The following is a 14733-nucleotide window of genomic DNA, read 5'->3' on the forward strand; positions in this document are numbered from 1 at the left end:
TTAAAAACTAGGAAATATCTTTCTGTGCTCTCTCCACAGCCAGATAAACGCTGAAAATAGTAATTACGGCCATAATGATAAGATACACAGATACAGGCCAAGTACTCCCATGCGCCCACTCTACTAATCCAGTAGCAAGTAATGGAGCTAATCCCCCAGACAATGCTGCTGATAAATGATAAGCAATTGCCGTTCCGCTATAACGAATACGTGTTTTAAATAATTCGGAATAAAATGCTCCCTGGGCACCATGCATCATTGCATGAGGAATGCACATCCCAAACACTATAGCAAAAAAAACTTGCACTGGATTTTTTGTTTGTAACAACCAAAAAAATGGAAATGCAAAGAAAGCCATCAATAAAGCACCGGAAATATAAACGGGGCGACGTCCTATCCGATCAGAGATCATACCAAAAAAGGGAATTGAAAACGTTTCCAAAACAGCACCAATCATCACAGCATAGAGAAGAAGTGATTTTGGTAAATTCAGAACAAGTGTTCCATAACTTAATATAAAAACAGTTAAAACATAAAATGAAGCGCTTTCAATGAAACGAGCCCCTATCGCCAAAATAAAGTTTCTAAAATGAGAACGCAACATTTCCAAAGCAGGAACTATGGGCGGTCGTTTATTCTTTGTTGCGTCCACAAAAATCTTACTCTCCATAATCTGCAATCGAATATAAAGACCGACCATAATTACAATGAAACTCAGTAAAAAAGGAACACGCCAACCCCAAGATAAAAATTGCTCATTTGGAAGTGCGGAAAATAAAAGAAATATTGCGATGGAAATGACCAACCCCAAAGGAGCTCCTGCATTTGGCCAGCTTGAATAAAATCCTCTTTCTTTTTCCCGGCTAACTTCAGCAGACATCACTACCGCACCAGCCCATTCTCCTCCAACTGCTATACCTTGCGTACATCGCAAAATCACTAATAAAAGCGGCGCAAATATCCCTATTGTCTGGTAAGTCGGAAGTAACCCGATTAAAAAAGTAGATATCCCCATCATACATAGTGTAATAACAAGCATACTTTTTCTACTTAATTTATCACCATAGTGACCAAAAATAATTCCCCCTAAGGGCCTGGCAAAGAAACCAACGGCATAGGTTGCATACGCAGCCATAATTCCAGCTACAGGGCTAATTTTAGGGAAAAAAAGTTTATTGAAAAATAAAGCTGAGGCGGTACCAAAAAGATAAAAGTCATACCACTCAATTGTAGTTCCAACCATACTTGCAAGAGAGACTTTTCTTGATGCTTTAGATTTGGGATCTTGTCGTATTACTGCCATAATTCTCAATAGTAACAATAGGATATTACACTTTATCCTATATGAATTATTTTCAGAATGCGAGGATTAATTCGAGCACCCTGGAGTATGTTTGCAGCCAAGTTTTTTATTTTTACACTGAAGCAAAAATCTTACAGTCATACAATTTATCCGGATCGTACTTATTACTTTCTTTCAATTTTTTTTGCTACACTACAATTGATCCGATTCACAGTCTTTTATTATCGGCAAATAGATAATCTGTTCGGTAAATAATTAAAAGTAGAATAAGGAAATTCGATATGAACTATTTAGAGATTATTCTAAAAACTCTAAATAAATTTGCACAAAATTTCATTGCACTCATTCCCAATATCATTATTGCCATTTTTTTTGCCTTTATTACTTATTTTCTCGCGAAAATAATTAGCCGTCTTGTGAGTTCGTTTTTGCCGAGAATAGCAATTCGTGCCAATTTAGTAACAATTTTTCATAAGCTAACCATTATCATAGTATGGTTTTTAGGAATATTAATTATTTCAGCCATCTTAATTCCCTCAGTAACAACTGCAAATATTTTGGCAACTTTGGGACTAACCTCTGTCGCAATCGGCTTTGCATTCAAAAATGTTTTTGAAAATTTTTTTACTGGTATTTTGATCTTACTCAGAGAACCTTTTAGCATTGGCGATTTTATTGAGGTCGAGTCACAACATGGGGATGCTAAAGGTTATGTTCATCGTATTTCTGTTCAAAATACTCATTTACGTAAAACGGACGGTTCCCGGGTATTCATCCCGAACTCTAAAATGTATGCCAGTATAGTACGGGTATTTACTGATGAATCACTCAGACGTGAAAAAATTGTTTGCAGTATTGATTTTGATACTGATATAGAAAAAGCGCGTTCAGTCATTAAAAATGCTATGGAACAGTGTAAAACAGTTTCTAAAGATAAGTACATTCAAGTCTATGTGGTTTCTTTTTCTTCTAATGGCGTTGACTTTGCAATATATTGGTGGACAAATCCCGAACCCAGCCAACAACGTCGCTCACTTGATGAAGTACTTACAGCAATTAAAAATGCGCTTGATAAGGAAAAAATCCCGATGACTTATTCCACTCCAGTGAGCTTTCTTGAACCTTTGATAGTTCATAATAAAGAAAAAAGTAAAAACCAAAATAAAGAAAATAATAAAAAGTATAATAATAATTCTGAATCTTAGATAAACACTTAAAGTGCTTTTCCCAGAGCAAATCAGTACTGTACTGAATCAATTAAAAAGAATAAAATCTTCTTGTCTTATTATTTTACTGTTCTGCACATTCGGATGTTTCAAAAATGAGCCAGTTTTTAGATTTCTCTCTTCTTAAAAAAAATCGAGACTTCAGATTACTTTATTTAGGTCAATTTATTTCATTTATAGGTACAATGATCAGCAGTGTCGCACTACCCTATCAAATTTATCAAATTACTCAGTCAACTTTTTTGGTCGGTTTACTCAGTTTGGTTCAATTATTGCCACTATTAATCACTGCGCTGATTGGTGGTGTATTTGCTGATCGATACAATCGTCGCAGATTATTAATTATCAGCGAATTACTTCTTGCTATAGGATGTTTGATACTGGCTCTTAACTCATATCAGACATCCCCCTCACTAAGCCTTATTTTTATCATTTCAGCTTCTATGTCTGCAATTAACGGCTTACATCGTCCTGCTTTTGATAGTGTTATGCAACAAATTGTTAACCCGAGAGATTACAAAAAAATGGGGGCGCTTGCTACATTTAAATTCAGTTTTTGTATGATTATTGCACCAGCCCTTTCCGGACTTATTATTGCTCAATACGGCATAGTGATTACTTACTTAGTTGATTTAATTACATTTTTTATGTCATTAATCGCTTTAGTCAGAATTCATACTATTCCCAAGCCCGTCACCCAGAAGCATCCTTCCATTTTATCATCCCTAAAACAAGGGGTTTCTTTTGCATTTAATAGGCAGGAATTAATAGGAAGCTATACTGTAGATTTTATTGCCATGGTTTTTGCATGGCCTAATTCATTACTTCCTGCTATTGCCCAATCTTTTGGTGGTGCAAAAACCTTAGGTTTGCTCTATTCTGCACCTGCTGCAGGAGCACTGATTATTTCATTTTTCAGTGGTTGGACTGCAAAAATAAACTATGATGGCAAAGCCATTGCCATTGCCTCTGCATTGTGGGGTGCAGCCATCATTGGGTTTGGCTTATCAAATTCACTTTGGTATGTCCTGTTTTTCTTGGCACTTGCTGGTGCTTTTGATGCGATAAGCGGAATATTTCGTACTACTTTGTGGAATAATACCATTCCAACAGAATATCGCGGAAGGTTGGCCGGTATTGAAATGATCGGTTATTTGAGTGGGCCTAAATTAGGTGATACACGCGCTGGATTTATTGCCACCAGTTTTAGCATTCCGACTGCCCTGATCTCAGGTGGTGTATTATGCATTATAGGAGTAACTTTTTGCTGTTTGGCCTTACCAAAATTTTGGCATTACCGCTCACACCCAGCAGAAAACGTACCAGACGCGCAATAACTTCATACAAACTCCCAAGCAGAAGAATATAAAAGGAAAAATAAGCTTTATACTTAAAAAATAGTTATACTTGTTATTAAGGATATTAAAAATTCTTTTAATCAAATAAGGACATTCATGAAACAAGCAATATTATTGTTATTACTTTTGACCTCTTTGTTGGCAGGATGTCATACGCCAAATCCCGGGCAAGCTTCTAAAATAGATAACGCAGGTTACGGTGGAGTTGGTGGCGCTGGTGGAAGCGGTAGCTCTGGGGGACCTGGTAGCTCTGGAGGGCTTGGTGGAGTTGGCGGTGGTCGTTAAGTGGGTACTTTTCAGGATGATACTCAAGATAGCTCGCAATTTTTCACTTAAGTTATCTTGAAAATTCACACGCTTAGAAATTAATAAAAAAGTTTACCGATATAATATTGGCTAAAAAGTCAGGAACGCCAAAACGTCGAATGTATTGATTCATATAGCCAATTTCAGTAGTGGCTATGGGGTTTATTTTATAACCCAAACCGATGAAAAATCGGTTTTGATCAAAACCCCGACTGTTTGTACCCACAAAATTATTCTTATGAAGAAACAGTTCATCGCTCGTAACAAAACTAAATTTAGCATATTGTTTAAGTGGCATCGAAATTTTAATAAGCTCTCTAAATCGATAAGCCGTTTTAGGATTATTTTCTAGAAATCGCTGTTCTGTGCGTGTTCGGCTGGTAAATGTCAAATATTGATTGGTTTTAGTCCATAAAAGTTGTTGCCAAATTCGATCTTCTTCAAATGGGTTAGAGGCATTAGGTTTTCCCGTATATATCCAGGCATATCCAACCCAGATACTCAAATTCTCTGTTAATGCGTAACCTAATCCTGGACGTACTAATATCTGTGAAAAGCGACTGCTATCATCCCCTAAACGCTCTTGCGTTTCTAACCAATATCGTACACGACTCAGTATTTTATCCCTACTATGAGTCTTGCCAGTCGCTGTTACATTAAACCAAGATTGAAAATCACGCTCAAGTGCACATTCTGCATTTTTCGGCCAACCCAAAACAAATATCCCTACTAAAAACCAGAATAATATACCTATCCTTTGCATTATTATTTTTCAAGTTAAAAAGAGACACATTTTAGTAGGTGTTGCTTAGATTGAAAAGTATTTTCCTGCATTTAAAAGGATGTGCGAGCTTAAAGCCCTCGGGATAATGATCCAATTAATGTCTCAAGAGCTCAAATTAGAATTTAAGTTGGATACTTAAGCCAAATAGGCATCACTTTATTGAGGTAGACCATAAACTTCCATAAGCCTACCTGAGATTCCACATTACCATAGACATCTGCCTTAGTTTCTGGATAGGCAATACCTAAACCAAAGAGTCCAGGTCCAATAATACCAACATAGGGATTATGACGTACATGCTCATAATCACCAATAATAATATTTTTACGTTGCTCAAAACCTACTGCATAAATTACTTGGTCGCATTCAGGCAAAAAACGTGCAATATTTGGTTCACTGACATTGTAACGTACGAGATTAGAAGGCAAAACTCCATCAATGTGTTCTCTGGCCCAAGCCGCACTCTGCCCCTTTAGACCAGTATTATCAAAAAGAATCCAATCATCCATCTCAATAGCGTAACAACAAGGCGAGCGATAAAAATTAATGACTTTTTTAACATCCAATTCTACAAGATACTTTAAAATAATGATTGCAGAATGAGAGGAACCAAATACTCCATAAGTTTCATCACGTTGAACAACAGCAGACAATTTTTCCTTATCAATTGCTGTATCAAAAGGAATCACATTAACGCCAGGATAATTTAATGTTGATGGCAATGCGCCTGTAGCCAATATTACATTTTTAGCGTGGTAGGTTTGTGAATCCGAACTTAAAGACCATAGGCGCTTAGATAAAAACATATTATGAATGGTTGTTTTTACCGCGTGGACTTTTTGTAAAAAATTTTCTGTAATCCATTGCAAGGGCTCTGCCATGTAACTCAAAGTACATGTTTCATCCAGTGGTAGATGATTTAATTGAAAATCAATTGGGGCCTCTTGGTAATGAAAAGAATGGACTGCTGATAAAAAATCTTTAAAGTATTTAACCTTAGTATTACTTGAAACATTACGCCAATAAAGACCAAAATCTCCAACCTTAAAATGAGGATCAAACCATAAAATATCCTCTGGTAAAATACCATTATCCAATAATTTGCCCACGGCTGCGATCCCTGATGGACCGGCCCCGACCACTGCCCATTGATATATTTTTTTATGCATAAACTTATTCTTGATCACAAGTATTTACCAGAACACAAGTACCTGAACTACAATCATCTATTGTTTGGCATGAAGGATCATAATAACCTTCATTAGGTACCCCAAGAACCACATTAGTATCATCATTTAAATTATCATCATACCAAATACCATCATTCCAGGTATTTACATTGACACTCCCTCCATACCATTCGTTGTTGTAGTAATAATTACCATGGTAATTGTTATAATACCCGTTATTGTATCCATTACTATGGTATCCAGTATTTGGAAGCGCACCATGATAGCCTCCCCCATACCCCTCAAAAGCAAAGGTTGAAGTACTTGGCAGGAAACATAAGGTAGATAGTAAAACACGTGCGCAGAGTTTCATTTTCTTTCCTTAGAGTTTAAAAGGCCAGTTTTTTAATAAAGTATAGTACTCGAAATGAAAGTAAGCGCAACAAAATTTCATGATAAATAAATAGAAATTTTGAACTCTTATGGTACACTCAAGTGATTATTTGTTCTGAGATGGAGGTTCTATGATTTATCTATCAATTCCTGTTGGTATGGTTTTTAGAAAAGTGACTACCGAAGCAAAGATAAGGGATTGTTTTGTGGATCCCAAAGGAGGGACCGTCATAGAACTGCAAGATTTGGTTAAAGAAGCTTTACGTAACAATACAGGCCGCAAAAACCGTATTGAGATAGAAAAGGGATTTACTATATATTTGAACACACCACCAAATACCGATGAATCTTTTTTAACCTATGTTCCCAATCACAATGGAAAATATCCAACTGCTGTAGAACCTAAAATTATAAGTGGAAAAAGGGTTCAGAAATATGATCCCAAATCCCACACAAGATACGGTTCTTTTTGGCATCAGCATATGTTTTTAACCGTTGAACAAGAAGTGGAAATTGAAGATAAGATGTTGGAACAAAGAGAAAATCGCAGACATAGTGGCAATAGCCCTAATGCAACCTAATTTTTATTTTAGATAAAAAAATAGAATGGATGCAGCAATGGTGCATCCAGGCTTACTCAAACAATGAATCAAAACCTAGCTAAAACCGTGATTCGGTGACATGCATAATCAATTATGCTAATATGCTTTTCGTTCCAAAATAGCTTTTATTTAACCTACACTATATATATTGGAACAAAATATATTGGACAATCAAATAACACTTTTTGGATTCATATGGCAGTTACTATAAAGACCTCTGACGAAATTGAGAAAATGCGTATTGCTGGCAGACTTGCTGCCGAAGTTCTTGAGATGATTGGTCCTCATGTACAAGAAGGCATCACCACTGACGAATTGAATACTATTTGTCATGATTACATTGTGAATACACAAAAAGCAATTCCCGCCCCTTTAAACTATAATGGCTTCCCAAAGTCTATTTGTACCTCAGTAAACCATGTGGTTTGTCATGGAATTCCGGGAAAAAAGATTTTAAAAGATGGAGACATAATTAATATTGATGTCACCGTCATTAAAGACGACTATCATGGGGATACCAGTAAAATGTTCATTATTGGTACACCATCAGTCAAAGCAAAACATGTGATTCAAGTAGCTCATGAATGTTTGTTTATTGGAATTGACATGGTAAAACCCGGAGTCCAGTTAGGTGATATAGGTTATGCCATACAACAACATGCAGAAAAAAATCGCTGCTCGGTTGTCCGTGATTATTGTGGCCACGGTATAGGTCGCGTTTTCCATGAAGATCCTCAAGTATTACATTACGGAGTACCTGGAACAGGAATGAAATTGGAACCAGGTATGACTTTCACTATAGAACCCATGATCAATGTTGGAAAACACCATACCCGCTTATTGCCTGATCAATGGACTGTAGTCACTAAAGATCATAGTCTTTCAGCCCAATGGGAACATACCTTATTGGTTACCGATGATGGTGTAGAAATTTTGACTCTGCGCGATGAAGAACGAAAGTAAACAGACAACGGGCCATCTCTTTTCCCAAGAGCAGGATGCAGAAAAAAAAGGGATGACACTTGAACTGCAACATCTTAAAAATACCCTAAAACAATTTAAAGAAAAACTTCGCGAAGAATTCGATTATAAAACCAATATTACCACCATCATTCGTAAATTAGTTACCTTCATTGATGATTTGGTTATTCGTTTATTTATCAAGAATCAACTGGATCATGATGACTTTTGTCTTCTTGCTCTTGGCAGTTATGGACGCAGGGAACTGCAACTCTATTCTGATGTTGATATATTATTGCTGCATACTGATAAAGTCTCTAAATCACAATTGCATCGTGCACAAAAATTTATTCAGGATTGCTGGGATGTAGGTTTGGATCTCAGCCATCAAATTACTAGTGTTTCTTCTTGTGCCGAACTTGCAAGTCAAGATGTTACGGTAATTTCCAGCCTCATGGATATGTTTTTATTATGTGGCCGCGGTGCATTAATGGAAGAATTAATTTATCAAATCCATCCCTTACACATGTGGACCAGCCAAGATTACTTTTTAGCAAAACTCCAAGAACAAAAAAAACGTGATGCCAAGTACGGTGAAACAGCTTATAACTTGGAACCCAATGTTAAATATGGTCCTGGCGGCCTACGTGATTTGCAGATCCTGCTCAGTATTGGCAAACGCCATTTTAACATTAAAAAATTGGCTGATGGTATAAACTATGGATTCATTACTGACAAAGAATATGAAAAACTTACTTATTGTCAGCATTTTCTCTGGCGTGTGCGTTTTGCTTTACATGTATTAGCTGAAAGAGCAGAAGAACGCTTATCTTTTGATTACCAAATCAAACTAGCCCAGTTTTTTGGCTATAAAGATAAACCTCATTCATTAGCCATAGAACAATTCATGAAAGATTACTTTAAAGTAATTAAACGTAACAGAGAGCTCAACGAAATGTTATTGCAAGGGTTTGATGAAACCATCGCCCACTCTCCAAAGCAAAAACTGTTTCATCTGGATAATGAATTTCAGCTATCCAACAATTACATTGAAGTAAGAAATACTCGTGTCTTCATTCACCATCCACAGGCACTATTAAAATTATTTCTTTGGATAGCAAAACGACCTGATATCGAAGGCGTTCGCGCAAATACTATCCGCTTAATTAGGGAATCACTCTATCTGATGAATAAACGTTTTAAAGCATCTTCAGAAACAACAGAATTGTTTATGAGTATTCTTAAAACAGCGGATGGACCTTACAAGGCGTTGCATCGAATGAGCCGATACGGTGTTCTAGCGCATTACCTTGAATGTTTTGCAATGGTAACCGGACAAATGCAGTATGATTTATTTCATGTTTATACAGTAGATCAACATACTTTATTCGTAATTCGTAATTTATCCCGTTTCAAAGAAAAAAACTATGCAGAGCAATTTCCCCTCTGTGTACAAATAATGCAAACTTTAAAAAAACCTGAGTTGCTTTACTTAAGTGCATTATTTCATGATATTGCCAAAGGACGAGGTGGTGATCATTCAGAGTTAGGTGCGATTGAAGCGTCGCATTTTGCACAAAATCATAATCTTGAAAAAGAAGACGGTGATTTACTTGTTTGGCTTGTGCGCAATCATCTTATCATGTCACAAACAGCACAAAGACAAGATATTTATGACCCCAATACTATAAAAAATTTTTGCCAGCTTTTACCACAGCCCTATTACCTCGATTATCTGTATTTGTTAACCGTTGCTGATATTTGCGGTACTAATCCTAACTTATGGAACTCCTGGAAAGACTCTCTACTTAAAGAGTTATATCGTGCTGCCAAACATATGTTGCATAAAGAGCAAGAATTAATAGATGAAACTGCACTCATCAAAGCACGCAAACAATATGCATTATCCATATTGGTTATGGAAGGTGTAGCAGAAAAAGCAGTAGAAGATTTATGGAAGCAATTCAAAGAAAGATATTTTTTGCATGAGTCCCCTGAAATCATAGCACGCCATACCAAAGCGATACTTGCCTGCACTAAATTTCCCCTGGTAATAATTATGCCTCACCACAGCCAGGGCGGAACTGAGGTTTTTATTTACATGCCTCACCGAGATGATCGATTTGCTATTGCAACAACTGTTTTAAGTAATCACAATGTCACCATTCAGGAAGCAATGATTCTTACCTGTAATAATCAATATGATTTAGATACCTATATTATTTTAGATGAACAAAATCAGGCGTTTTTTGATAAACAGCGTTCACATGACATTCAACAGGCCCTATGTACTCACTTGGCAAAAACCGAACAATTACCAGTTGTAGCACGAAAAAGACTTTCGCGTGCTTTAGCACATTTTAATGTAAAAACTCAAATCCATTATAATGACGACTTAACTTATCATCAAACCCGTTTATTTCTAGTCACTGGTGATAGACCCGGGTTACTGGCAACAATAGGTAGAGTCTTTTCAGCATTAAATATTCACTTACATAACGCAAAAATTGTGACTGCCGGGGAGCGCGCAGAGGATACATTTTACATTACAAATCAACAAAATCAGTCATTAACGAATGAAGAAAAGGAAATTTTAAAACAAAGGTTAATCCACGAATTGCAAGCCACTTCAAAATGAACAATGATTATCAGGTAATAGCTCAGGTCTCCCATGTGAATGTTTACTCGACCGGTTGGATTTGAGCGCAGGTTGTGAGAAAATTTTTCTAAGCAAGCGCAGCATACATCAGTATGTGAGCATTGATTAGGGAAATTTTTTCGCAAGATGTACCAAATACGGCCGTTCCCTGATTGAGGGCTACTCACTTACATTATCGACACATTTGGAAAAAATCAGTAAGTAAAAGGGAACATTCCGCTTGCATTATTCCTTCATCAATTTGAACTTTATGATTCAAGGGATAACCTTGCAATAAGTTATAGACAGATCCTGCAGCACCTGCTTTAAAATCTCTAGTTGCAAAAACCACTCTTCTAATTCGCGCATGCACAATAAGTCCAGCACACATAGCGCATGGTTCAAGAGTCACGTAGAGTGTTGTATCTAATAACCGATGATTTTTTACTTGTTGTGATGCCTGTCTAATTGCACGAACTTCTGCATGTTCTGACGGATCATGACTGTTTTGGATAAAATTTCGTCCCAAACCTAATAACTGATTGTCTTTGCTCACCAATACGGCACCAACAGGAACCTCCTCTTCCTCTTGGGCGAGAAGAGCCTGTTCGTATGCTTTTTGCATCCAATAGTAATCATTCATTATTAATTATAAAAAATAAATTTAAAACTTTGTTCTGGGTGAGCTGAGGCAAAATTTGCAAGCACAAATTGCCTGGGTTACGGCTGCGCCATAACCCAGTACAATTTAATTATTCCCATTCAATCGTAGCGGGTGGTTTACCTGAAATATCGTAAGTTACACGAGATACGCCCTCTACTTCATTAATAATCCGATTGGATATATGACCTAGAAAATCCCACGGCAATTGCGACCAATGCGCTGTCATAAAATCAATCGTCTCAACAGCACGAAGACAAATCACATAATCGTATTTACGTCCATCCCCCATCACCCCAACACTTTTAACGGGTAAAAATACAGCAAAAGCTTGACTGACTTTATGATATAGATCAGCTTTTTTTAATTCTTCAATAAAAATAGCATCAGCTCGACGTAAAATATCGGCATATTCTTTTTTAACTTCCGCTAAAATTCGCACGCCCAAACCTGGACCAGGAAATGGATGACGGTATACCATATCATGAGGCAAACCTAACTCAAGTCCTATTTTACGCACCTCGTCCTTAAATAATTCACGAATAGGTTCTAATAATCTCAAATTTAATGTTTCTGGCAACCCCCCCACATTATGATGGGATTTAATTACGACTGAAGCACCATTTGTACTTGTTGCTGCCGACTCAATAACATCAGGATAAATTGTTCCTTGTGCCAACCATGAAACCCCAGGAATTTTTAATGCTTCTTCATCAAATACTTCAATAAAAGTACGTCCAATAATTTTTCTCTTTTCTTCAGGGCAGGTAATACCTTTCAGCGCATACAAAAATCGCTCTTCTGCTTGAACTGCAATAATTTCAATACCCATATGCTTGCCAAACATTTCCATAACTTCTGTTGCTTCATTCAAACGCAACAAGCCAGTATCTACAAAAACACAAACCAACTGTTTGCCAATCGCTTTATGTAATAAAGCAGCAACAACAGAAGAATCCACACCTCCAGACAAGCCGAGTAAAACTTTCTCGGTTCCTACCTGAGCTCTGATTTTATTAATTGCTTCATCAATAATGAGTTCAGATGTCCAATTAGTCGACGCGTGACAGATATCGACAACGAAACGATATAAAATGCGCATCCCTTGTAATGTATGTGTCACCTCTGGATGAAATTGTACCCCATACATATGACGACTTTCATCAGCCATTCCTGCAATCGGCGCGTTACGTGTCTCACAAATTACCTTAAAACCGAGAGGTAATTTCGTCACTTTATCCCCATGGCTCATCCAAACATCTAATAAAGCGTTTCCATCAGAACTGAGCCGATCCTCAATTTGAGAAAACAGTTTGCTGTGACCATGCAATTTCAATTCAGCATAACCAAACTCTCTGATTGAAGAGGATTGCACTTCCCCCCCTAATTGCACAGCCATGGTTTGCATCCCATAACAAATCCCCAAAATAGGAAGACCTGTAGTAAATAACCATTGAGGCGCACGAGGATTCTCATTATGAGTAACAGTCGCCGGACCTCCAGACAAAATGATGCCACAAGGATTTAAAGCAGCAAATTGTTCTTGGGTTATGTTAAAAGGATGGATTTCGCAATAAACACCTAATTCACGCACACGTCGTGCAATCAGTTGTGTGTATTGAGAACCAAAATCAAGAATCAGCAAAGGATGTTGTTTTAAATCACTCATTATTAATTATCCACCTGATAGTTTGGTGCTTGTTTTGTAATACTTACATCGTGAACATGTGACTCCCTCATTCCTGCATTAGTCACTTGTACGAATTCAGTCTTAGTATGTAATTGTTCGATATTTTCACATCCTGTATATCCCATACATGAACGCAAACCACCTAACAATTGATGAATAATTGTTTGCGCCAATCCTTTATAAGGAACACGTCCTTCAATTCCTTCTGGAACTAATTTTTCAGAACCTAATGATGCATCCTGGAAATAACGGTCACTAGAACCTTGTGATGAAGCCATAGCTCCAATTGATCCCATTCCTCGATAACTCTTATAAGTTCTTCCTTGGTATAATTCAATTTCTCCTGGAGACTCTTCCGTACCTGCAAACATGCTTCCAAGCATTACAGTATCTGCACCTGCAGCAAGTGCTTTACACACATCACCAGAAAAACGTATACCACCATCAGCAATTATTGGAATTTTTCCTTTAAGTTCTTGTGCCACATTCGCAATTGCAGTAATTTGAGGAACACCAACGCCGGTTACAATCCGCGTAGTACAAATAGAACCAGGGCCTATACCTACTTTTACTGCATCTGCACCCGCTGCATATAAATCTCGAGCTGCGGCAGCTGTGGCTATATTTCCTCCAATCACCTCTATATTCGGATGGTATTTCTTAATCCATTTTACACGATCAAGTACACCTTGTGAGTGTCCATGTGCCGTATCAACAACAAGTACATCAACACCTGCTTCAATTAATGCTTCAATACGTTCATCAGTACCCTCGCCTACACCAACAGCAGCGCCAACTCGCAACTGTTCTGCAGCATCTTTACATGCATAAGGGTTTTCTTTGGCTTTTTGTATGTCTTTAACCGTGATCAAGCCGCGTAATTGAAAAGAATCATTAACCACAAGCAATTTTTCTATACGATGCTTATGCAATAAGCTGCGCACTTCTTCACGACTTGCTCCTTCTCTAACAGTGACCAATTTTGTCTTGGGAGTCATTACTTGCTCGACACTCAAAGATAAGTTGGTTTCAAAACGAATATCTCGGCTAGTTACAATACCGACTAAATTTTCACCATCAACTACAGGAACTCCCGAGAAATTATATTTGGACATTACGTCGAGCAATTCTTTCACTGTGATATTAGGAGTCACTGTAATCGGGTCTTTCACCATACCACTTTCAAACTTTTTCACTTTTCGGACTTCATCAGCTTGCGCCATAATTGTCATATTCTTATGAATAATACCAATACCACCCTCTTGCGCTAAAGCTATAGCTAAGCGAGCCTCTGTCACAGTATCCATCGCTGCTGATACAAGAGGAATATTCAGGCTAATGGCACGAGTTAATTTTGTTTTTAAAGACACATCTTTAGGTAGTATTAAAGAGTGTGCAGGAACAAGAAGAACATCGTCAAAAGTTAGTGATTGCTGCACAATAGAAAGAGCCATTTTATTCTCGTTACAGGAGTTAAATTAACCGAATAGTTTACTATAAATTGTGGACAAATTAAACAGATAATTTACAGAAAACAAAAAATGTTCTTTGTAATTATAGGACTTACTGATCTTATTTCTACCAAACCTCCTCATGCATTCATTGTCATTAGGATACTTTTAATATAATTTAATCTAAATATT

Annotated in this window: 13 protein-coding genes; 6 read left to right on the top strand and 7 right to left on the bottom strand. The window is 37.2% G+C overall.

Going from position 1 to position 14733, the window contains the following annotated elements; all coding sequences use genetic code 11:
- Positions 1-7: 7 nt before the first annotated feature.
- On the bottom strand, positions 8-1303 hold the full coding sequence (locus tag A8O27_RS05640) for an MFS transporter (protein WP_058459335.1): 1296 nt from the start codon (positions 1301-1303) through the stop codon (positions 8-10).
- A gap of 281 nt (positions 1304-1584) precedes the next feature.
- Between A8O27_RS05640 and A8O27_RS05645 the strand changes: the two genes are divergently transcribed.
- The 3 genes from A8O27_RS05645 to A8O27_RS19130 all read left to right on the top strand — a co-directional run bounded on the left by A8O27_RS05645 (position 1585) and on the right by A8O27_RS19130 (position 4172).
- Entirely contained in the window at positions 1585-2508 is a 924-nt protein-coding gene (locus tag A8O27_RS05645; protein WP_058459334.1) for a mechanosensitive ion channel family protein, read from the top strand.
- Between the two features lie 116 nt (positions 2509-2624).
- The gene (locus A8O27_RS05650; RefSeq protein WP_058459333.1) at positions 2625-3866 is read left to right on the top strand and encodes an MFS transporter; all 1242 of its coding nucleotides are present in this window, start codon (positions 2625-2627) and stop codon (positions 3864-3866) included.
- 117 nt (positions 3867-3983) lie between these two features.
- Positions 3984-4172, top strand: a complete 189-nt coding sequence (locus A8O27_RS19130) for a hypothetical protein (RefSeq protein WP_058459332.1) — start codon at positions 3984-3986, stop codon at positions 4170-4172.
- A 73-nt stretch (positions 4173-4245) separates the two neighbouring features.
- Here A8O27_RS19130 and A8O27_RS05660 read toward each other — a convergent pair whose 3' ends face one another.
- The 3 genes from A8O27_RS05660 to A8O27_RS05670 all read right to left on the bottom strand — a co-directional run bounded on the left by A8O27_RS05660 (position 4246) and on the right by A8O27_RS05670 (position 6519).
- On the bottom strand, positions 4246-4956 hold the full coding sequence (locus A8O27_RS05660) for a DUF2490 domain-containing protein (protein WP_058459331.1): 711 nt from the start codon (positions 4954-4956) through the stop codon (positions 4246-4248).
- Between the two features lie 143 nt (positions 4957-5099).
- Positions 5100-6146 (bottom strand): FAD-dependent oxidoreductase, encoded by a 1047-nt coding sequence (locus A8O27_RS05665; RefSeq protein WP_058459330.1) that lies wholly within the window; start codon positions 6144-6146, stop codon positions 5100-5102.
- A 4-nt stretch (positions 6147-6150) separates the two neighbouring features.
- On the bottom strand, positions 6151-6519 hold the full coding sequence (locus A8O27_RS05670; RefSeq protein WP_058459329.1) for a hypothetical protein: 369 nt from the start codon (positions 6517-6519) through the stop codon (positions 6151-6153).
- Between the two features lie 151 nt (positions 6520-6670).
- On the opposite strand from A8O27_RS05670, the gene A8O27_RS05675 reads away from it, so the two are divergent.
- The 3 genes from A8O27_RS05675 to glnD all read left to right on the top strand — a co-directional run bounded on the left by A8O27_RS05675 (position 6671) and on the right by glnD (position 10739).
- Positions 6671-7120 (top strand): hypothetical protein, encoded by a 450-nt coding sequence (locus A8O27_RS05675; RefSeq protein WP_058459328.1) that lies wholly within the window; start codon positions 6671-6673, stop codon positions 7118-7120.
- A 216-nt stretch (positions 7121-7336) separates the two neighbouring features.
- Positions 7337-8104: a type I methionyl aminopeptidase gene (map, locus tag A8O27_RS05680; protein WP_058459327.1), complete on the top strand. Its 768-nt coding sequence runs from the start codon at positions 7337-7339 to the stop codon at positions 8102-8104.
- Between the two features lie 52 nt (positions 8105-8156).
- The gene (gene glnD, locus A8O27_RS05685; protein WP_174223930.1) at positions 8157-10739 is read left to right on the top strand and encodes a [protein-PII] uridylyltransferase; all 2583 of its coding nucleotides are present in this window, start codon (positions 8157-8159) and stop codon (positions 10737-10739) included.
- 193 nt (positions 10740-10932) lie between these two features.
- Here glnD and tadA read toward each other — a convergent pair whose 3' ends face one another.
- The 3 genes from tadA to guaB form a co-directional block, all read right to left on the bottom strand.
- Positions 10933-11382, bottom strand: a complete 450-nt coding sequence (tadA, locus tag A8O27_RS05690) for a tRNA adenosine(34) deaminase TadA (RefSeq protein ID WP_058459325.1) — start codon at positions 11380-11382, stop codon at positions 10933-10935.
- A gap of 109 nt (positions 11383-11491) precedes the next feature.
- Complete coding sequence (guaA, locus tag A8O27_RS05695) at positions 11492-13069, bottom strand: glutamine-hydrolyzing GMP synthase (protein ID WP_058459324.1); 1578 nt, start codon at positions 13067-13069, stop codon at positions 11492-11494.
- Between the two features lie 2 nt (positions 13070-13071).
- A complete protein-coding gene (guaB, locus tag A8O27_RS05700) occupies positions 13072-14544 on the bottom strand; it encodes an IMP dehydrogenase (RefSeq protein ID WP_058459323.1) in 1473 nt (490 codons plus the stop codon).
- Positions 14545-14733 lie beyond the last annotated feature (189 nt).

This window comes from Legionella bozemanae (assembly GCF_001648595.1).
GTDB lineage: Bacteria > Pseudomonadota > Gammaproteobacteria > Legionellales > Legionellaceae > Legionella > Legionella bozemanae.